Raw genomic sequence first — 19,349 nt, 5'->3', positions numbered from 1 at the left:
AGTGCCCGCGACGCAATCGCGCTGCTTGTACTACCAATTGGTTCCTACTTCAAGCCCATGCTTTATTACCTCTTTCGCTACCTCCACGAGCACTACCACATTCCGGGCATAGGGGTGTTTCAATACACCACCTTTCGCGCGGCGCTGGCGGTAGTTACGTCGCTGCTCATCGCCCAAATTTTCGGCGGTAAGCTCATTGGTGTGCTGCAGCGTAAGCAGCTGGGCGAGACTATCCGTGACCTAGGCTTGCAGGGGCAAAGCGAGAAGAAAGGTACGCCGACCATGGGCGGTCTTATCATCTTGCTGGCCATTCTGGTGCCCGTACTGCTGTTTGCACGTCTGCGCAACATTTACATTATTCTGATGCTGCTCAGCACCGTTTGGCTCGGGTTGATTGGGTTTCTAGATGACTACATCAAGATTTTTCGCAAGAATAAGGAAGGCTTAAGCGGTCGGTTTAAGGTGCTGGGGCAGATTGGCTTAGGTATCACGGTGGGTTGGGTATTGTTCTACAGCAACGAGATTACCGTGCGCGAGTATCTGCTGCCCAATGGGCAGTACTCGGCGGTAGATGCGTCCAAAATATTTAAAGACGTACACCTAGCTATTACGACGGTGCCGTTCATGAAAAACAATGAGCTGAACTACGGCGACTTGTTTGCGCAGGCCGGCACGGCGTTCAAAGGCTTGTATGGCTTGTTCTACATTCCCATCGTCGTTTTTCTGGTAACGGCCATTAGCAACGGCGCCAACCTCACCGATGGCCTCGATGGCTTAGCGGCGGGTACTTCGGCCATTATTGGGGTCACGCTGGCCATTTTTGCGTTTGTGAGCGGCAACGCCCTGCTGGCTGATTATCTGGACGTTATGTTTATTCCGGATTCGGGCGAGTTGGTTGTGTTCTGCACGGCTTTCGTGGGGGCCTGCATCGGGTTTTTGTGGTACAACTCGTACCCGGCGCAGGTATTTATGGGCGATACTGGCTCGCTGGCCCTAGGTGGCATTATTACGGTGCTGGCGCTGGCCGTGCGCAAAGAGCTGCTGATTCCTATTCTGTGCGGGGTATTTATTATCGAAAACCTGTCGGTAGTGGTGCAGGTGAGCTGGTTTAAGTATACCAAGCGCAAGTATGGCGAGGGCCGACGCTTGCTGCGCATGTCGCCGCTGCACCACCATTTTCAGAAGCTCGGCTACCACGAGTCTAAAATCGTAGCTCGCTTCTGGATTATTGGTATTATGCTGGCTGTCATTACATTAGTGACGCTAAAACTGCGTTAAGGAAAAGTAGGGTATGATGGAAGGTTCGAAAAATATTGTCGTCCTAGGTGCTGCCGAAAGTGGGGTGGGGGCGGCGCTGCTGGCCCAGGCCAAAGGGCACGCCGTGTTCGTATCGGACCGCGGCCCTATTCAGCCAGACTACAAGGATAAATTGACGCAGGCGAGCATTGCATTCGAGGAAAATCAGCACACGCTCGACCGCATTCTGCAAGCCGATGAGGTTATAAAAAGCCCCGGTATTCCGGAGAAGGCGCCAGTTATCAAGGCGCTGCGCGAGCGCAGTATTTCCATTATTTCGGAGATAGAATTTGCCAGCCGCTACACGCAGGCGCGCTACATTGCCATCACGGGTACCAACGGCAAAACCACGACTACGCTGCTCACTTACCACTTGCTGAAGGAAGCGGGATACAACGTAGGATTGGCCGGTAATATCGGCTACTCGCTAGCTGAGCAAGTGATTGAAAATAAGTTTGATTACTACGTATTGGAGCTAAGCAGCTTCCAGCTCGATGATATAGAATACTTCAACCCTTGGGTGGCGGTATTGCTGAACATCACGCCCGACCATTTGGACCGCTACAACTACTCGATGACTGAGTATGCGCAGGCCAAGCTGCGCATTGTGCGCAACCAGGACAGCAGCAGCTATTTCATTTATAACGCCGACGACGAAAACATTCACGGGAATTTTAAGGCGGCGCTGCGGCCTATGCAGCAGATGCCTTTTAGCCTGCATAAGCGAGCCGATTTCCAACTGGCGGGCTACTACGAAAGAGAGGATTGCCTGTGCGTGGATTTGCAGCCGGGGTACTACAGCGAAACCGAACATATTAGCACCGCTAACTCGCCGCTCATCGGTGAGCACAACCGCCAGAACGTGCTGGCTGCCGTGCTCGCTGCACGCGTAGCGGGCGTCAGTATTGCGCAGATTGAGCAGGCCCTAGGTACCTTCCACAACGCTGACCACCGCTTGCAGCTGGTGAAGGAGCTGAATGGCGTAGCCTATATCAACGACAGCAAAGCAACCAACGTGGAGGCGGCTTGGTATGCCCTCGATGGCGTGAAGCGCCCCATTGTGTGGATAGCCGGCGGCACCGACAAAGGCAATGACTACGCGCCACTGCAACCTTTAGCTCAGCAAAAGGTGAAGGCACTGATATGCCTGGGCGTAGACAATGCCAAGCTGCGCGCCGCGTTTGCCGACTACGTGCCGCACCTCGAAGAAACCCAGCGCATGACTGAAGCTGTGCAGCGCGCTGCCGCCCTCGCCGAACCCGGCGATGTGGTGCTGCTTTCGCCGTGCTGCGCCAGCTTCGACTTATTTAAAAACTACGAGGACCGCGGCCGGCAGTTTGCTGCCGCAGTGGGCGAATTACCGACCTAGGGCCCTTTTTCAGTCACTTATTTCTCAACCCACTCACTCGCTTACTTATGCAAGCAACCCGGCTTACCTGGCTTCAGCGCAATCTGAAAGGGGACCCTATTTTGTGGGCCATTGTTATTCTGTTTTCGCTCATCAGCATCGCGGTAGTGTATTCGGCTACGGGCACGCTGGCCTATCGCCAAGAGCTACACGGCCGTGGCGGCTCGGTAGAAGGTATTGCCTTGAAGCACACCAGCTTGATATTGGTGGGCCTAGGGCTGATGTGGCTGGCGCACCGTATTGATTACCGCCATTATTCGCGTCTGTCATTGTATGCGCTGCTGCTGTCGGTGCCGCTGCTGCTGTACACGTATTTCTTCGGCGGTACTACGTTCAACGACGCTTCGCGCTGGCTTACAATTCCGGTAATTAATCAAACCTTTCAGCCATCCGACTTGGCCAAGCTGGCGCTTATTACACACCTGGCCAGCATGCTTAGCCGCCGCCAGCAGCACATCAACGATTTCTGGAGCACGCTCTTTCCGGTGATGCTGTGGGTGGGAGTTATTTGCGGGCTGATTATTCTGTCGAATGCTTCGACGGCGGTGCTACTATTTCTGACGTGCCTATTGCTCATGTTTATCGGCCGGGTGCCGATGAAGCACATGGTGTTGATGGTGGCCATCGGCATTACGCTGGGCGGGGCCGGGCTGTGGGCGGGGCAGCGCCTAGGTACGGTTATCTCGCGCGTATCCAACTTTACCGACGCTAAGAAGAAGCCGCAGTTTCAGCTAGAACACTCGTTTATTGCCATTGCTACGGGTGGCGTGAGCGGCAAGGGACCCGGCAAGAGCACCGAGCGCAACATCATGCCGCACCCGTATTCCGACTTTATCTATGCCATCATCATTGAAGAATATGGCATGATTGGCGGCTTGTTCGTACTGTTTCTCTACCTGGCCTTTCTATACCGAGGGTTGAAAACCGTGATGAATAGTCACGGCGCTTTCGGAGGCCTTTTGTCGGCCGGCTTATGCTTTAGCCTGGTCTTGCAGGCGATGGTGAATATGGGTGTAGCTGTGGGCCTAGGGCCCGTAACGGGCTTGCCGCTGCCGTTGCTTAGCATGGGCGGCACTTCGCTCATTTTCACTGGATTGAGCATCGGCATTATCCTGGCTGTGAGCCGCGGTGAGCGCGAAATTCGGCCCATGACTGGTGAAGACCCCGGCGCGGCACGTATTCCGAGCAAGCGGGCTCAGTATGCGTAGAAGTAAGCTGTTGGCTACTAAATGTTAACAGCAGGATTATTCAAAAGCTAATAGCCACTAGCTAAAAGCTAACAGCTTAATTATGAAATTCATTATCTCCGGTGGCGGCACTGGCGGGCATATTTTCCCAGCCGTAGCCATTGCCAACGAAATTCGTCGTCGTGAACCTACCGCCGATATCCTCTTTGTAGGAGCGAATGGGCGGATGGAAATGACGCGTGTGCCGGAGGCAGGCTACCTAATAATTGGCTTGGATATTAGCGGTTTGCAGCGCCGCCTCACGCCGCAGAATTTGCTGTTTCCGGTGCGGGTGTTTCGGTCGGTGCGCAAGGCGGGCAAGCTGCTCGAGCAGTTTCGGCCCGATGCAGTAGTGGGCGTGGGCGGCTACGCCTCAGCGCCAGTGCTGCTGGCGGCTACCTCGCGCGGTATTCCGAGCCTGATTCAGGAACAGAACTCCTACGCCGGGCTGGTGAATAAACTGCTGGCCCGCCGCGTCAATAAAATCTGCGTCGCCTACGACGACATGGAGAAGTTTTTTCCGGCCGAGAAATTGGTACTAACTGGTAACCCAGTGCGGACTGAAATTGCCCGCGGCAACCGCGCCGAGGCGCAGCAGTTTTTTGGCCTCGACCCGGCCAAGAAAACATTGCTCGTGGTGGGCGGCAGCCTAGGGGCACGCACCCTCAATTTGGCCACTGCAGCCGCCCTAGGTCGCCTGCGCGAAGCAGGGGTGCAGCTGCTCTGGCAAACCGGCAAGCTCTACTATCCCGAGGCCAAAGAGCAAGCCGCTTCTTACGCCACTGACAACCTACACGCGTTAGAATTTATTCAGCGCATGGACTTGGCTTACGCCGCCGCCGATGTAGTAATCAGCCGGGCAGGTGCGCTCTCGGTGTCAGAGCTTTGCCTGACTGGGAAAGCGGCCGTGCTGGTGCCTTCGCCCAACGTGGCCGAAGACCACCAAACCAAAAATGCCTTGGCCCTGGTGAGCAAGGGCGCCGCGGTGCTCATCACTGACGAGCACGCCGCCACGCGTCTCTACGACGAAACGCTGCGCCTGCTCGCTGACCCCGAGCGCCAGCAGCAACTCGGTGCCCGTGTGCAAGAATTGGCCCGCCCCGATGCTACCACGGCCATTGTAGATGAATTATTTAGCTTATTGAAAAAGTAATCCGGCTCCGGTCGGCAACACCTGCCACTGATGCTGGCAGGCCATTCGTATGCAGCAGTTTCCTTACATTTTTTTCCTAGGTATCGGGGGCATTGGCATGTCGGCGCTGGCGCGGTGGTTTAAAGCCAACGGCCACCGCGTGAGCGGGTACGACAAAACCGAAACGCCGCTGACGCAGGCACTGGAAGCCGAAGGAATTGCCGTGCATTACGTTGATGATGTCGCCAATATTCCAGCCGAAGTGCAGGCTAATAAATCGCAAACGCTCGTGGTGCTCACGCCCGCCATTCCGGCCGACAGCCAGGAGTGGGCGTGGCTGCGTGCGCAGGGTTACGATATCCGCAAGCGCAGCCAGGTGCTGGGCGTGCTCACGCAAGGGCGGACGACCATTGCAGTAGCCGGCACGCACGGCAAAACCACGACCAGCAGCATGGTGGCGCATTTGCTGCACCATGCGGGCGTAGATGCAGGCGCCTTTCTGGGGGGCATCGCGGTGAACCTAGGCAGTAATTTGTTGCTGCCCAAGAGCCCAGACGCACCCGTGGTAGTCGAAGCCGACGAATACGACCGCAGCTTCCTAACGCTGCATCCTGACGTGGCTATCGTAACCAGTACCGATGCCGACCACCTGGACATTTATGGTACCAAAGAGGCCTTGGTAGAGTCGTTTTGCCAATTCGTGGCGCAGCTCAAGCCAGGCGGCATGCTGCTGCTCAACCACACGGCCGATGCCCGCGTGGCGGCTGCGGCGCCGGCCGGTACGCGCGTGCTGCGCTATGGCCTGACGGCTGCTCAGGGAGCCGATTTATTTGCGGGTACTATCACGCCCGAGGGCCACCGGTTTAATTTTGATTTGCATGGCCCGCAGGGCGTGGTGGCGGGGCTGCAGCTCGCCGTGCCGGGCTTCCACAACGTGGAGAACATGCTGGCGGCCGCGGCCGTGGCGCAGGCCTATGGTGTGGAGGAAAATGCACTGCGGGCGGCGGTGGCGGCCTACCGTGGCGTAAAGCGGCGGTTTGAGTTTATCGTGCCTGGGCCCAACAAGGTGTACGTGGATGATTACGCCCACCACCCACGCGAAATCGAGGCCTTCCTGCGTTCGCTACGAGCCTTGTATCCTGCTAAAAAACTAAGAGTTATCTTTCAACCACACTTGTTTACGCGCACTCGCGATTTTGCCGAGGGCTTCTCCCAAAGCCTGAGTCTGGCCGACGAAGTGGTGCTGCTAGCTATTTACCCGGCCCGCGAATTGCCGCTGCCGGGCGTCACGTCCGAAATGCTGTTGGCGCAAATAACGGCGCCGCAAAAGTCACTTCAAACCAAAGCCGAAGTGCTGGCCAACGCCGCGCAGCAAGCCGATTTTGACGTGCTGGCCACGGTAGGAGCCGGTGATATAGATACACTGGTGCCCGAGTTAAAAACCATCTTAATGCGCTAGCCACGGCTTGAAATAAATAGCCGCTGGTGCGGCATCAATTACTGAAATCTGCGCCTAGGTACCCACTTGCTTTCCATGGAAAAGAACGTTCGCAATTTACTCGTCGCGTTTGCCTGCCTGCTGGGCTTGGTAGCCGCTGCTGCGTTTGCGGCGTTTCGGCAGGCACACCGGCCTGTGAGCGATATTGTGGTCAATATCGCCAACGAGTCAAATAATTATTTTATCAGCGAGCGGGGCGTTACGGCTCTGCTTACTAACGGCGGCAAAGAGCCCGTGCTAGGTACTATGCCCGAGGGCCCGCGGCTGCGCGTGCTAGAGGCGCGCCTTAAGGCGCACCCCTTCGTGCGCGATGCCCAAGTGTACCGCGATTTGGCTGGTAATCTGCATGCTGACATTCACCAAAACCATCCCATTGCGCGGCTGGTGCACCCTGACGACCGCCTCGACAGCTATGTCGACGCTGAAGGCAAGCGCTTGCCCCTGTCGCCGCTTTACACAGCCCGCGTAGCCACGGTGAGCCGGGCGGGTGGCGGTGGGTTGCCCACAACCTTTTTTCAAGATAGTACGTCACGGGGGTATCTCGATTTTCTGCGTTACGTAGACGAGCATCCTTTCTGGCACGCTCAGGTGGCCGAAGTATTCGTCGAGCCAGGGGGGAAGCTGAGCTTCACGCAGCAGGTAGGTGACCAGCGCATAGAGTTCGGTCCACCCGAAAATATTTCAGAAAAATTCGCCAAATTGATGGTATTTTACCGACAAATTCCTTCCGTTTTAGGGTGGGATACTTACCACCGCGTCAACGTGGAATACCAAAATCAAATCATTTGTGAATGACAAATGATTGAAAACTAGATTTCTAATTTTTTATAATTAAGCTAACTAGCTTAGCCTCCGCTCTTTCACGCTCGCCCTACACCCATGCAACAAGACAAAATCGTCGTCGGTCTCGACATTGGCACCACTAAAATATGCGCCTTGGTGGGACGTAAAAACGAGTATGGCAAGCTCGAAATGATGGGCATGGGCACGGCAGTATCAGACGGCGTGCAACGTGGCATTGTGCTCAACATCGACAAGACGGTAGAGGCCATCAAGCGTGCTATTCGCCAAGCCGAAGAGCAGTCGGGCATTGATATTGGCGTAGTGAACGTAGGCATTGCGGGGCAGCACATCAAGTCGCTGCAGCACAATGGCTCGATTACGCGGCCCAGCGGCGACAACGAGATTACGCAGGATGACGTGAATCGCCTCACGGCTGATATGTACCGGCTGGTAACTCCGCCCGGCTCGCAGATTATCCACGTGATGCCCCAAGACTACAAAGTGGATTTTGAAGGTGGCGTAACCGACCCGGTGGGTATGGCTGGCGTGCGCCTAGAAGGCAACTTCCATATTATTACTGCCCAGAGCGCCGCTATCAACAACATCAATAAGTGCGTGACCCGGGCGGGCCTCGCCATTGAAAACCTGATTCTGGAGCCGCTGGCCTCGAGCGTATCGGTGCTGAGCGACGAAGAGAAGGAAGCTGGCGTAGCGCTGATTGATATCGGCGGCGGTACTACCGACCTAGCCGTGTTCAAAGATGGCATTATCCGCCACGCGGCGGTGCTGCCATTTGGGGGTAACATCATTACCCAGGACATCAAGCAAGGCTGCAACGTGACGCCCAACCAGGCCGAGCAGCTGAAAGTGAAGTTTGGTAAAGCCATCGCCGAAGAGGCGTCGGACTACGAAATCGTGAGCATCCCGGGGCTGCCCAACCGCCCGCCCAAAGAAGTGTCGCTCAAGAACCTGGCCTACATCATTGAGGCCCGTATGTCGGAGATTATCGAGCTAGTGTACGCCGAAATCTACCGCATGGGCTTGCACGAGCACCTTTCGGCAGGTATCGTGCTGACCGGCGGCGGCTCGCAGCTGCAAAACCTAGAGCAGCTGACCGAATACCTCACCGGCCTCGACACCCGCATTGGCTACCCCAATCAGCACCTAGGCAAAAGCAAAATCGAGACTGTAAAGTCGCCGATGCACGCCACGGGCGTAGGCCTCGTGCTGGCTGGCTACCAAGCTCAGGACGAGCGCAACAGCGCCCGCCCCGGCTACGGCGAGGAAGAGATTGCGAGCAGCTACAGCTACCAGGCTGCGCCTCCGGCTCCGGCACCCGCGCCGGCACCCGTGGTACCCAGCTTTACGGCTGCTCCGGCGCCGGCACCCGCGCCCGCTCCTAAAGCACCAGAGCCGCCCAAGGAGCCCAAAGCCCCGAGCAAGTTTGGCTCTTACCTAGGTGACATCACCCGGAAGCTGAAGGGCATCCTGATTGATGACTTTGACGATAAACAATATTAATATCTTGTCCTACTGACGCAGAAAGCATCTTCTCGCGCCTTTTCGTCAGAAATTAGTGGCTAGGTGCCGCTACGGTGGGAAGATGCTTCGCCAGTTCAGCAGGACAAACGACCGTTACTATGAATTTTACTTTCGATATACCATCCCAGAGCCGCTCGATTATCAAGGTAATTGGAGTAGGAGGTGGGGGCTCCAACGCCGTGAAGCACATGCACAAGCAGGGCATCAAGGATGTGGAGTTTATAATTTGTAATACTGACCGGCAAGCCCTTGAAAGCTCGACGGTGCCAAACAAGCTGCAAATTGGGGTTGACCTGACCGAAGGCCTCGGCGCGGGTGCCAAGCCCGAGCGCGGCCGCCAAGCAGCCCTCGAATCGCGCGAGCAAATTCGAGAGCTACTCAGCAACGGCACCAAAATGCTGTTCATCACGGCGGGCATGGGCGGTGGCACCGGCACTGGTGCCGCGCCCGTTATTGCCCAAGTGGCGCAAGAGCTCAATATTCTGACCGTTGGCATCGTGACGGCGCCCTTCTTGTTTGAAGGCAAAAAGAAGCGCGAGCAAGCCGAGCAGGGAATCAAAGAACTGAGCGAGAACTGCGATACAGTGCTCGTGATTCTGAACGATAAGCTGCGCCAGCTTTACGGTAACCTGACGATGGGTTTGGCCTTTGCCAAGGCCGACACGGTGTTGACAACAGCGGCTAAGTCGATTGCTGAAATCATTACGGTAACCAGCGACGTGAACGTGGACTTTGAAGACGTTAAAACCGTCATGAAGGACTCGGGAGCGGCCGTGATGGGCAGCAGCATTACGGAGGGCGAAAACCGCGCCCGCCGCGCTGCCGAAGAGGCGCTGAACTCGCCGCTGCTCAATAACACCGACATTCAGGGCGCGCAGAAGATTCTGCTCAGCATTATGTCGGGCGACCAGGCTGAGCTGGAAATGGATGAGCTCTCGGAAATCACCGAGTACATCCAAGGCAAAGCGGGCGAAGACGCTGAAATGATTTTCGGCCACGGCATCGACGAAACCCTAGGTCAAAGTATTCGCGTCACGGTGATTGCCACGGGTTTTGCCCGCGAGGCGCACACCATCAACGCCAACGGGCGGCCTAACAATGCAAACACGGCACCCGAGCCGGCAGTAGCTCCTGAGCCGCAGCCAATGGCTGTAGAGAAAGAGCGCCCTAGCGCGCCTGCTCCGGCGGCCCCTGCCGCGCCGATGGTGCCCAGCTTCACTGCACCCGTTGCGCCCGAGCCCGCTCGCGTCACTTTTGACCTAAACGGTCCCGCAGCGCCCTCTACCCACGCCCCGCTCACGGGTGCTCCCATTACAGCACCCGGCGAGCCGGTGCTAGTGACGGGCAACACTCAGCCCGCGCCCCAGCGCCCACGGGCCGCGGCGCTAGAAGCGCAGGCCATTGAGCGTCGCAATCGGTTGATGCAGTCTTCGAGCCAGTCGCTGTCGCCCGAGGCTACGGCTCACCTCGATACACCGGCCTACCTGCGCCGCGGGCAGAAGTTGGAGCCCCTGGCCCCGAGCAATACGCAGAATATCTCGCGCTTCAACCTATCGGATGATAACGAGCTGCTTGGCGATAATCGCTTCCTGCACGATAATGTAGATTAGCCAGCCCTATGTGGCAGTTTTGCTGCCGCTGAGGCTAACGCGTAAGAAAGGCGCCCCTTCTCTCCGAAGTACTGGAGAGAAGGGGCGCCTTTCTTAGTAGCTCCGAGTAAGTATTAGAAAGGGTTGGAGAACCGCTTATCAGTGACAAACGTCGAGTCGGTCAGCGTTTTCAAGAAGGCAATAACCTGGCGTTTTTCAGTGGCAGTGAGGTCCATGTGCGTGCCAAAAGGTAGGCTGTTGATACCCGTGAGCAGCATGTTGTCGAGCCCAGGGCTGGCCATTTGCACGTGGTCGGAGTAGTGGTCGAGCACCTCTTCTAGGGTCTTAAAGCGGCCATCGTGCATGTAGGGCGCCGTAAGGGTGATGTTGCGTAGCGTAGGCGCAATAAACTTGCCATTATCGACCGCCAGCTTCGTGATGCCGCCCCGTCCAGGGTCGCTAAAGGTGAGGTCGAGGCCGTTGTTGAAGAACTTGCCCTCGTAGTTGGAAGACATTAGCGGCTGCGTGTGGCAATGAAAGCACTCGGCGCCGCGCACGCTGCCGGGGCTGATGTGCGTGGTATAAAGCACCAGCCCAGCTCTTTCGTCGGCGGTAAAGCCTTGGCGGTTGTTGGCCAAATACTTGTCAAAGCGTGAATTACCGGATATCATCGTGCGCTCAAATTGCGTCAGCGCCTTCAGCACCAAGTCATTGGTGATGGTGCGCGTGCCAAAGGCGGCTAGGAAAAGCGGGGGGTAGGTAGTGGTATTTTGCAGCTTGCTCACGCTTACCGTGAGAGGCTGGTGCAATTCGATGGGGTTTTCGAGCGGCTTAAGGGCTTGCGTTTCGAGCGTTGAAAAGGCACCATCCCAGGTAAGCGTGCTGCTCCACAATACATTGGCGAGCGACATGGTGCCGCGTGGGTTTGCCACGCCATCCACACCTACGGCTTTGGCCAAGCCGTCAGTAAAAGCTTTATCTTGCTGGTGACACGAGCCGCATGACATGGTGCCAGTGCTCGATAACTGCTTCTCGTAGAAGAGCATGCGACCTAGGGCCACGCCTTCATTAGTCAGCGGGTTATCGGCTGGAATAACGGGAGTGGGAAAACCCGCCGGCACCGTGAGGGTATAGGGCGTGGGCCCGGTGGGCTCGGGGTCGATGCCGCCCGAATCGCGGCAGCTACTCAGGCTCAAGGCACCTAAGAGCAGCGAGAAGCCGGTTAGAAAACGCGTAAGGTGTAGCGGCATACTAACTAAAGAAGGCAAGAAAAGCTCAAGATACGGTGTGGTCAGCGCCCAACACCAGCTAGTGTTGGTTGGTGTCGGGCGGCGACTGAAGGTGGGGCAAAGCGCGGATTGGTCAGCAAGCTGTTGTCGGTCAAGGTATTCAAAAAGGCGAGCAGCGCTTGCTGTTCCTGAGCACTCATTGGCAGACCTAAGCGGCCATCGGGCTGGCGCAAGAGTGGGTCGAGGGTGCGCGAGGGGCGCACGCCGTGGGCGTAGTGGGCCAGCACCTCGGGCAGCGTGGCAAAGCGGCCGTCGTGCATGTAGGGCGCCGTGCGGGCCACGTTGCGCAAACTCGGCACCCGGAACCGGCCTGCATCGGCGGGCAGCTGCGAGATATGCGCCCGGCCGGAGTCCACTGGAAACGTGCGGTCGAGGCCGTTATTGCGGAACGACTCGTCGGTGAACAGGTCGGTGGCGTGGCAACCACTGCACTTTTGCTGAAATAGCGCTAGACCGCGTTGCTCGGGCGCCGTGAGGGTGCCGCCTGGCTCGTGTCGCACGTACTTGTCGTAGCGCGAGTCAGCGCTGATGAGCGCCGACGTGAACTGTGCTAGTGCTTTCAAAAACTGTGGCGTATCAATCTTGCCTGGTCCATAGATAGCGGCGAAGCGGCGGCGATACTCGGGGTCGGCATTGAGCTTGGCTAGGGCGTCGGCCAGCGGCTCGTTCATTTCCTGCGGGCTGGTGAGCGGGGCGAGAGCTTGCAATTCCAAGCCGCGCACGCCGCCATCGGCCATGAAGCTGCGGTGCCAACCCAGGTTTTGTAGTGCGGGCGTGTTGCGGGCGCTGCGGCGGCCAGCCACCCCTAGGGCCAGCGCTTGGCCATCGGTGAAGGCCCGGCTCTGCTGGTGGCACGAGCCGCACGAGATGGTGCCGTCGCTCGACAGCCGAGGGTCGTAAAACAGTTGCCGGCCAAGCTCGAAGGTGGCTTCGTTGGGTTGGTTCTTGGCTACTTCATACACCAGCGCCGGGAAGTTGGCGGGCACTGCGAGCGCGGCGGCTGGGCGCCGTAGATGGGCCACGGCTGCGCTGCCGGCTATCCCTAGGGTAGCCAGCAGCAACCAGCTGATGCGCTGGCCTACCCACCAAGTGCGCCTGCGTGCGGCCACGGCAGCAAGAGTTATTCGGTGGTGATTTTCTCGACGCTGAACATGCCAGCCGCATAGTTTCGGGCCAGCTGCACCGACTGCGCGCTGGGCATATGGGCGCCGGTGAAAGTGCTGAGCGCAACCGGATTAGGACCGTCAAAAACCTTCGTTACGTCGGCCTTCAGGGCCAGCTGCGGCGTGTGGCCCGCCTGCACCGTAAGCTTGGCGCCGTTGAAGGCGGGCGCGGCTGTTACGATAGCATTGTTAGGGTCGGTGTAGCCACCGATGTGGCAGGTAAGCGGCTTGCTCGGAGTGGTGGAGGTGATGGTGCCTTCGAGCTTGAGAAAAATGTGGCCGCTGTTCCAGGTCCAGTACATATTATTGGCCTGGTTGAGGTCGCCGGTAAAGGTGACCGGGTCGGTGAGGCCGGTTTTTTGCGCATCCACGCCCACCAGAAAGCTCACGCCGGTGTAGTCGCCGGCCGGCACGCCGGGCACAGTAAAGCTCAGGCTGGCAGGCTTCTCCTGGTTTACCAGAAAATAGGTGTCAGGCGCCGCATAGGTGGTGCCGTCCGCTTTGGTGAATTTTATGTTGGATAGGTAGTACTCGAACGTGCTAACGGTGAACTTCTCACCCGCAGCCGTGGTGGCTGCGGTGGTATTCAGCGCCAGGTCTTGCGCGCCCGCCACGTTGCGCACCGTAAAATTGACCGAGCCGGTGGAGTCCAACGTGTCGCTGTCCTTCTTGCAACTGCTGAACAGCGCTAGCGGCAACACCAGTAATCCAAGTAGGGTAGGGAAACGATTGTTCATATCGTAAAAATGAAGCGTAAAGCACCGCTCACTAAGCTACCTAGGGCACACGCACTAGCGGCGAAAAGTTCGTGACAACCACTTGCTAAGCTAGGGGCAACAGCTGAGAAAGCAGTGAAGTTGCGGCTGTTGAGTTTTAGCCAGCAGTCGTGTTTCTCTAAATCAGACGGTGCTGGTTATGCTTTGCTAGCGTCTATCTAGTAGAGCATCTTGCTCACTACACTGCCGTTGAAAAAAAATATTGCTGCGTCACGCGAGCTATTTGGCTGATTGGCTATCAAATAATTGCGATAAATATTCAAATTAGAATATGCGGTAGGGCTTTACTAACATTGAAGTATTTCTAACGAATTTTTGTGGGCCGTAGTCTGTGGCGCTACGGCAGCGGGCCGTACTTTTGCCGCTAGTTAGCTACTTACAACCTGTGAAGTCTGTTTTCGCCTATTTGCTCTCAGCCTTGGTGCTGCTGCAAACCTTCAGCCGCGAGCTGTTGGTGGTGGACTTCACGTTGAACCAAGCCACCATCACGGCGCGCTTCTGCGTCAATAAAGCCCGGCCACAGCTGCACTGCGATGGCAAATGCTACTTTGCTAAGCAGCTCAAAAAACAGGAGGAACGCGAAAGCAAGTCGGCGGGCCCGCTAAAAGAGCGGCTTGAAATGCTGCCGGCCGCTTTCAACCCCTGGCAGCCGCAGCCGGTCCGCGTGGCCGTGCGAGTTGCCCCGCGCTATGGCCGCGTGGCGGTGGGCACGTATGCGGCCCCGCTCGGCGCCCTTTTTCGCCCGCCGCTCGGCGCCTAAACCAACCAGCAAGTAGGGAGTTGCCGGCCGGCTCGGCCCGCCTGACGCCATGCGCGCAGGTTAGGCTGCCGCGCTTTGCCCCTAGGTTCGTTTAGTGCCTGATTAGCAAGGGATGAAGTCTTATTTTATTACTGCCGGGCTGGCTGTGGGCTGCCTAGGTAGCGCCTACGCGCAGCAAGCCCCGCTGCGTGGCACCATTCTCGATGCCCAAACGCAGCAGTCGCTGCCGGGTGCCACCGTCGTAGTGGCTGGCACCAGCACGGGTACCACCACCGACGCCAACGGGCGTTTTGCGCTGGCCGTGCCTAGTGGTACCCGCGAGCTAACTATCTCGTTGATGGGCTATAACGCGCAGAAGGTGCGCGTGTCGGGCGCGGACAACGTGCTCACGGTGCGGCTCGAAGCAGCGCCCGTAAACCTGCAAGGCGTGGTGGTGTCGGCCAGCCGCGAGCAGGAAAAGCGCACCGAAGCGCCGGTGGCCATCAGTCAGGTGTCGCCGCAGCTCATTGCCGATACCAAGGCCACGGCGCCGTATCAGTTGCTCAATAAAGTGGCGGGCGTGTACATGGTGAACCTCGGCAACGAGCAGCACATGATGGCCATTCGCCAGCCTATTAGCACCAACGCGGTTTACCTATACCTAGAGGACGGACTGCCAATTCGGCCCATCGGCATCTTCAACCACAACGCGCTCTACGAAATCAACCAAGCGGGCGTGCGCAGCATTGAGGTAGTGAAGGGGCCGGCCTCGTCGCTCTACGGCTCCAATGCCATTGGCGGGGCCATCAACTTCCTGAGTCAGCGGCCTACGCCGGTACCCACGGCGGGCGTGTCGATGCAGGGCGATAACTTCGGCTACCGCCGCGTCGATGCCAGCGCCAGCGGCACGGTGGGCAAGCTTGGCCTATACGCGGGCGGCTACGCGGCCCGCCAACGCAATGGTTGGCAAGACTATACCGATTTTGACAAGCAGTCGTGGACGCTGCGGGCCGACTACGCCTTTAGCCCGCGTACGCGGCTCATCGGCATGGGCACCTACAACTACCTCAACACCCAAACGCCCGGCACACTCGACAGCACCCGCTTCTACAGCCGCCGCTACCAGAGCAATAACCGCTTCACTAACCGCGTGGTAACGGCCGTGCGCAGCAGCCTGCGCCTGGAGCACACCTGGAATGAGGCGCAGCAAACGGCCCTCACGGGCTTCTACCGCTACAACTCGACTGGCCAGCTGCCGAGTTACTTTATCAGCGACGTGCGGGTGAATGGCGTGTACCAAAGCTCGAATGGGCAGGTTAATAATCAGTCATTCAATAGCTACGGGGCGCTGGCGCAACACCGCATCGACCTAGGGTTTCTAAATTCGCGGCTTATCGTGGGCGGGTATTTCGACTACAGCCCGAGCACTTATTGGGCGCGCTACCTCACGATTCAGAAGGACGTCGCCAACAATTTCTACACTGGCTACACCGACACCGGCCGACTGCTCGACGATTACAAAATCGACCTTTATAACACGGCCGCCTTCGCCCAGTATGAGGTGCAAGCCACTGAAAACCTGCGCATCGTGGGCGGCCTGCGCTACGACCGCGTGCAATATAATTTCAACAACAACCTAAGCGGCAGCGCGACTTCGAAGAAGGCCGCCCAGCGGAATATTTACAACCTAGTCGCGCCCAAGCTGGGCCTGACCTACGCCCTAGGTGCCAGCCGGGGCGTGTACGCCAACTTCAGCACCGGCTTTCAGCCGCCCGAAACGGGCAGCTTGTACAGCTCGCGCCAACTCATCGAGCTCAAGCAAGCCAACTTCACCAACTACGAGGCTGGTGGCTGGGTGGCGCTGCTCGACCGCAAGCTCTACCTCGACCTCAGTGTGTATGACATGGAGGGGCGCAACGAGATTGTGAGCATCCTGCAAGCTGACAACTCGACGCAGAGCGAAAACGTGGGCGCCACCCGCCACCGTGGCGTAGAATACACGCTGACCTACGCGCCCGTGTCGGAGGTGAATTTCCGCCTCAGCGGCACCAATGCTCGCCATACCTACGTGGAGTACAGCGAGGTAGTGCAGGGCCGCAACCGCGACTACTCGGGCAACCGCATGCTGAATGCCCCCAACTGGATTGCCAACGCGGAGGTGTTTTACAAGCCGCGCTTCGTGCCCGGTGCCCGCCTAGGGGTCGAATACCAGCGCATCGGCCAGTACTATACCAACACGGCCAATACTAAGACCTACGCCGGCTACAACCTGCTTAACCTGCGCCTAGGGTACCGCCTGCCGCAAACCACGCTGCGTGGCCTCGAAGTGTGGGCCAACGTGGTGGACATCGGTAACGCGCTGTACGCTACTACGGTGACTACCAACCAGTACGGCACCACTTACCAGGCCGCCGCGCCGCGCACCTACACCCTAGGCGTGGGCTACACCTTCGCTGGCCGGGCCAAAGAATAACCAGTAGTGCGGCGAGCTACGCCGTGCCTAGGTCAATCTGAAAACCGAGTTTCACTCCGTTTTACTTCCTCTATTAATGTCTAGTAATCAACTTTCGCCCGCGCCGCCAGCTGTAGTGGCCCCCGCGCGAACTGTCTCGCCGGTGCGGCGCTTTGTGGGCCGCCACATGTACCGCTGGCACCGCATACTCGGACTCATCACGGTGGTACCCGTGGTGCTGTGGGCGCTCAGCGGTATTTCGCACCCGTTGATGTCCAATTGGTTGCGCCCACCCATCGCCCACGAAACCGTGCCCGCGCCGTCGCTGAAAGCGGCAGCGCTGACGGTGCCCGCCACGCAAGTGCTGGCCGACCACCACCTGCCCGCCGTGCAAAACCTACGCGTGGTGCAGTACCGGCGTCAGCCTTACTACCAGGTCACGACAGCCTCGGGCAAACTGCGCTATTTCTCGGCGGCCACGAGCCTCGAACTGCCGGGCGGCGACCGAGCCTACGCCGAGGACGTGGCCCGCTACCTACTAGCCGACTCGACCAGTGCCGTGGCCAGCGCTGAGCTCCTGACCCACTTCACTGGCGACTATAAGTTTATCAACCGCCTGCTGCCGGTTTGGAAAATAACGCTGGCCCGGCCCGATGGCATGACTGTGTTCGTCGAAACCGGGCAGAGCCGGATGGGCACGTTCAACAACCATGCCCGCGCTACCTTTTTGTGGGTGTTTGGCATGATGCACAACTGGGACTTCCTAGAGGTGTTGCCCCGGCCGCTACACCTAGGTATTATGTTGGTGTTCACGACCATCATCTGGCTGTCGGCGCTGAGCGGGTTGGTTATTTATGGCTTTGTACGCCGCAAGCTGCGGCAGCCGCGCTCGGCCCAGGATAAGGTAGGCTGGCTGCGTCGGCGGCACCGCACGCTGGGGCTGTGGGTGGCGTTCGTCACGTTCACGTTTGCTCTTAGTGCTTCATACCACCTCTGGCAAAAGCTCACGCCTGACCGCCGCAATGACGTAGCCCGGCGCACCACATTTGGCGCGGCCGAGCTGGCGTGGCCGCTCACCCAGGCCCTAGGTGGCCCCGAGCCGGTTACGCAGCTGTCGCTGGCGCGTGTGAGTGGCCAGCCTTACTACCGGCTGGTGAGCAAAAAGGCTGACGGCCAGTTGCAAGCGCAGTACCGCAGCACCCGCGACGGCCAGCTATTGCCCGACGGCGAGTTTCGCTACGCCAGCGAGCTAGCTCAAGAGTTCAACGCCAAATTGAGCCAGCCCATGAATGCGGCCGCCGCCAGCGCTGAAAGTGGCTCGGCTATGGCTGACTGCTGCGCACCGCCTGAGCCGGCCACTGCTACGGCCACCAAAACAGCCCTAGGGTTGCCCGCGGCTGGCCAAGCGCCGGCTACGGCCGCGCTGCTCAGCCCCGAGTTGATAACCAAGTTTGCCGGCGAGTATGGCTTTGTAAACAAGCGCCTGCCGGTGGTGAAGCTAGCCTTCGACGGGCCGGGCCACCCGGCGCTGTACGTGGAGCCGGCGTCGGGCAAGCTGTCGGCACTCGTCACCGACGGCGACCGGCGCGAAGGCCTGTCGTTTGCGGTGCTGCATAAGTTCTTCCTAATGGACTGGGCCGGCAAAAACGTGCGCGACTTCGTGGCCATTTTCTCGGCTCTAGGCGTGCTGGTAGTCACGCTCTACGGGCTGGTGCTGCTCATCCGCACCCAGCGCTAGAGGCTAAAGCGCGAGCAGTGCCTCGGCCTGCTCGCGCAGCACCTGGCGCAGCAGCGGGTCGGTAATCTCACCTTCCTTTGACATAGCTTTACTGATGTTGGGCAGGCGCACACGCTGCGGCAACACGCTGGTACCTAGATAGAAAAGGATATCGGTAAGGTGGCTCAAGGCTAGTAGGCCACCTTGGCTGCCGCTGCTGAGAGCCACCAGCGCCGCCTTCTTGCCTCGTATGCCGCCGGGGTAGGGGAGGGCATCGATAAAGGTCTTGAGCGCGCCGGGGATAGAGCAATTATACTCGGGCGCGAAGATGACGAGCTTGTCCGACTGGTCGAGCGGCGCGATGAGGCGGTTGAACTCGTCGTGCCGCCCGGCATTGTGGTAAAGTGCCTCGGTGAGCAGGTCGGCCGGCAGGTCCATGAGGTCTAGGTACTGATAAGGTGCGCCGAGCTCATCGAGCAGCGTGGCGTAAAATTCGGCTACGCGCCGGGTGCGCGATTCGGGGCGGCTAGTGCCGACGAGGAGAGTAAGCAAGGGACAATAGGAATAAGGAAGCAATTAGCTACTAGCCAGTAGCCGGCGGGTTTTGTTTTTGAAAAATGAAGCTAACAGCCCCGTTTCTAAAATTAAAAAAGCTTGGCAGCCAGCCCAGACGGTAGGCATCCGTGTTTTGGGGCCTAGGTCGGCTTATAAATGCTACTTGGCTATCGCTTTTAACACA

General features: G+C 58.3%; 15 protein-coding genes. 11 read left to right on the top strand and 4 right to left on the bottom strand.

The window, feature by feature from the left end; genetic code table 11:
* The first annotated feature begins 57 nt into the window (after nucleotides 1-57).
* From mraY to ftsZ, 8 genes are all read left to right on the top strand, one after another.
* The gene (gene mraY / locus FNT36_RS23385; protein WP_144852830.1) at nucleotides 58-1,278 is read left to right on the top strand and encodes a phospho-N-acetylmuramoyl-pentapeptide-transferase; all 1,221 of its coding nucleotides are present in this window, start codon (nucleotides 58-60) and stop codon (nucleotides 1,276-1,278) included.
* Between the two features lie 16 nt (nucleotides 1,279-1,294).
* Nucleotides 1,295-2,665, top strand: a complete 1,371-nt coding sequence (gene murD / locus FNT36_RS23380) for a UDP-N-acetylmuramoyl-L-alanine--D-glutamate ligase (protein ID WP_144852949.1) — start codon at nucleotides 1,295-1,297, stop codon at nucleotides 2,663-2,665.
* 47 nt (nucleotides 2,666-2,712) lie between these two features.
* Nucleotides 2,713-3,912, top strand: a complete 1,200-nt coding sequence (locus FNT36_RS23375; protein ID WP_144852828.1) for an FtsW/RodA/SpoVE family cell cycle protein — start codon at nucleotides 2,713-2,715, stop codon at nucleotides 3,910-3,912.
* An 82-nt stretch (nucleotides 3,913-3,994) separates the two neighbouring features.
* The gene (gene murG / locus FNT36_RS23370) at nucleotides 3,995-5,083 is read left to right on the top strand and encodes an undecaprenyldiphospho-muramoylpentapeptide beta-N-acetylglucosaminyltransferase (protein WP_233636175.1); all 1,089 of its coding nucleotides are present in this window, start codon (nucleotides 3,995-3,997) and stop codon (nucleotides 5,081-5,083) included.
* Nucleotides 5,084-5,132: 49 nt separating this feature from the next.
* Entirely contained in the window at nucleotides 5,133-6,521 is a 1,389-nt protein-coding gene (gene murC / locus FNT36_RS23365; protein ID WP_144852824.1) for a UDP-N-acetylmuramate--L-alanine ligase, read from the top strand.
* Between the two features lie 75 nt (nucleotides 6,522-6,596).
* Nucleotides 6,597-7,355, top strand: a complete 759-nt coding sequence (locus FNT36_RS23360; RefSeq protein WP_144852822.1) for a cell division protein FtsQ/DivIB — start codon at nucleotides 6,597-6,599, stop codon at nucleotides 7,353-7,355.
* Nucleotides 7,356-7,439: 84 nt separating this feature from the next.
* Nucleotides 7,440-8,864: a cell division protein FtsA gene (gene ftsA / locus FNT36_RS23355; RefSeq protein WP_144852820.1), complete on the top strand. Its 1,425-nt coding sequence runs from the start codon at nucleotides 7,440-7,442 to the stop codon at nucleotides 8,862-8,864.
* Nucleotides 8,865-8,983: 119 nt separating this feature from the next.
* Complete coding sequence (gene ftsZ / locus FNT36_RS23350; RefSeq protein ID WP_144852818.1) at nucleotides 8,984-10,495, top strand: cell division protein FtsZ; 1,512 nt, start codon at nucleotides 8,984-8,986, stop codon at nucleotides 10,493-10,495.
* Nucleotides 10,496-10,608: 113 nt separating this feature from the next.
* Here the strand turns inward: ftsZ and FNT36_RS23345 are convergent, their stop codons facing one another.
* From FNT36_RS23345 to FNT36_RS23335, 3 genes are read right to left on the bottom strand one after another with little or no spacing between them, the layout of a single operon-like run.
* Complete coding sequence (locus FNT36_RS23345) at nucleotides 10,609-11,724, bottom strand: cytochrome-c peroxidase (RefSeq protein ID WP_144852816.1); 1,116 nt, start codon at nucleotides 11,722-11,724, stop codon at nucleotides 10,609-10,611.
* Between the two features lie 41 nt (nucleotides 11,725-11,765).
* Nucleotides 11,766-12,872: a cytochrome-c peroxidase gene (locus FNT36_RS23340; protein ID WP_233636174.1), complete on the bottom strand. Its 1,107-nt coding sequence runs from the start codon at nucleotides 12,870-12,872 to the stop codon at nucleotides 11,766-11,768.
* Between the two features lie 11 nt (nucleotides 12,873-12,883).
* Complete coding sequence (locus tag FNT36_RS23335) at nucleotides 12,884-13,663, bottom strand: MbnP family protein (RefSeq protein WP_144852812.1); 780 nt, start codon at nucleotides 13,661-13,663, stop codon at nucleotides 12,884-12,886.
* A gap of 424 nt (nucleotides 13,664-14,087) precedes the next feature.
* On the opposite strand from FNT36_RS23335, the gene FNT36_RS23330 reads away from it, so the two are divergent.
* The 3 genes from FNT36_RS23330 (at nucleotide 14,088) to FNT36_RS23320 (ending at nucleotide 18,631) form a co-directional block, all read left to right on the top strand.
* Nucleotides 14,088-14,462 (top strand): hypothetical protein, encoded by a 375-nt coding sequence (locus tag FNT36_RS23330; protein ID WP_144852810.1) that lies wholly within the window; start codon nucleotides 14,088-14,090, stop codon nucleotides 14,460-14,462.
* 112 nt (nucleotides 14,463-14,574) lie between these two features.
* Entirely contained in the window at nucleotides 14,575-16,914 is a 2,340-nt protein-coding gene (locus FNT36_RS23325; RefSeq protein WP_144852808.1) for a TonB-dependent receptor, read from the top strand.
* Nucleotides 16,915-16,990: 76 nt separating this feature from the next.
* Nucleotides 16,991-18,631, top strand: a complete 1,641-nt coding sequence (locus FNT36_RS23320; protein WP_144852806.1) for a PepSY domain-containing protein — start codon at nucleotides 16,991-16,993, stop codon at nucleotides 18,629-18,631.
* 3 nt (nucleotides 18,632-18,634) lie between these two features.
* On the opposite strand, the gene FNT36_RS23315 is transcribed toward FNT36_RS23320, so the two are convergent.
* Nucleotides 18,635-19,162 (bottom strand): NADPH-dependent FMN reductase, encoded by a 528-nt coding sequence (locus tag FNT36_RS23315; RefSeq protein ID WP_144852804.1) that lies wholly within the window; start codon nucleotides 19,160-19,162, stop codon nucleotides 18,635-18,637.
* Between the last annotated feature and the right edge of the window lie 187 nt (nucleotides 19,163-19,349).

The organism is Hymenobacter setariae (assembly GCF_007713685.1).
GTDB classification, from domain to species: domain Bacteria; phylum Bacteroidota; class Bacteroidia; order Cytophagales; family Hymenobacteraceae; genus Hymenobacter; species Hymenobacter setariae.
The sequence above is the reverse complement of the archived record's forward strand: the minus strand, read 5'-3'. Positions and strand labels throughout refer to the sequence as shown.

Bases quoted from the DNA above. Each gene is read 5' to 3' on its own strand.
- mraY (WP_144852830.1), top strand. From the start codon at position 58: ATGCTTTATTACCTCTTTCGCTACCTCCACGAGCACTACCACATTCCG.
- murD (WP_144852949.1), top strand. From the start codon at position 1,295: ATGGAAGGTTCGAAAAATATTGTCGTCCTAGGTGCTGCCGAAAGTGGG.
- FNT36_RS23375 (WP_144852828.1), top strand. From the start codon at position 2,713: ATGCAAGCAACCCGGCTTACCTGGCTTCAGCGCAATCTGAAAGGGGAC.
- murG (WP_233636175.1), top strand. From the start codon at position 3,995: ATGAAATTCATTATCTCCGGTGGCGGCACTGGCGGGCATATTTTCCCA.
- murC (WP_144852824.1), top strand. From the start codon at position 5,133: ATGCAGCAGTTTCCTTACATTTTTTTCCTAGGTATCGGGGGCATTGGC.
- FNT36_RS23360 (WP_144852822.1), top strand. From the start codon at position 6,597: ATGGAAAAGAACGTTCGCAATTTACTCGTCGCGTTTGCCTGCCTGCTG.
- ftsA (WP_144852820.1), top strand. From the start codon at position 7,440: ATGCAACAAGACAAAATCGTCGTCGGTCTCGACATTGGCACCACTAAA.
- ftsZ (WP_144852818.1), top strand. From the start codon at position 8,984: ATGAATTTTACTTTCGATATACCATCCCAGAGCCGCTCGATTATCAAG.
- FNT36_RS23345 (WP_144852816.1), bottom strand. From the start codon at position 11,724: ATGCCGCTACACCTTACGCGTTTTCTAACCGGCTTCTCGCTGCTCTTA.
- FNT36_RS23335 (WP_144852812.1), bottom strand. From the start codon at position 13,663: ATGAACAATCGTTTCCCTACCCTACTTGGATTACTGGTGTTGCCGCTA.
- FNT36_RS23325 (WP_144852808.1), top strand. From the start codon at position 14,575: ATGAAGTCTTATTTTATTACTGCCGGGCTGGCTGTGGGCTGCCTAGGT.
- FNT36_RS23320 (WP_144852806.1), top strand. From the start codon at position 16,991: ATGTCTAGTAATCAACTTTCGCCCGCGCCGCCAGCTGTAGTGGCCCCC.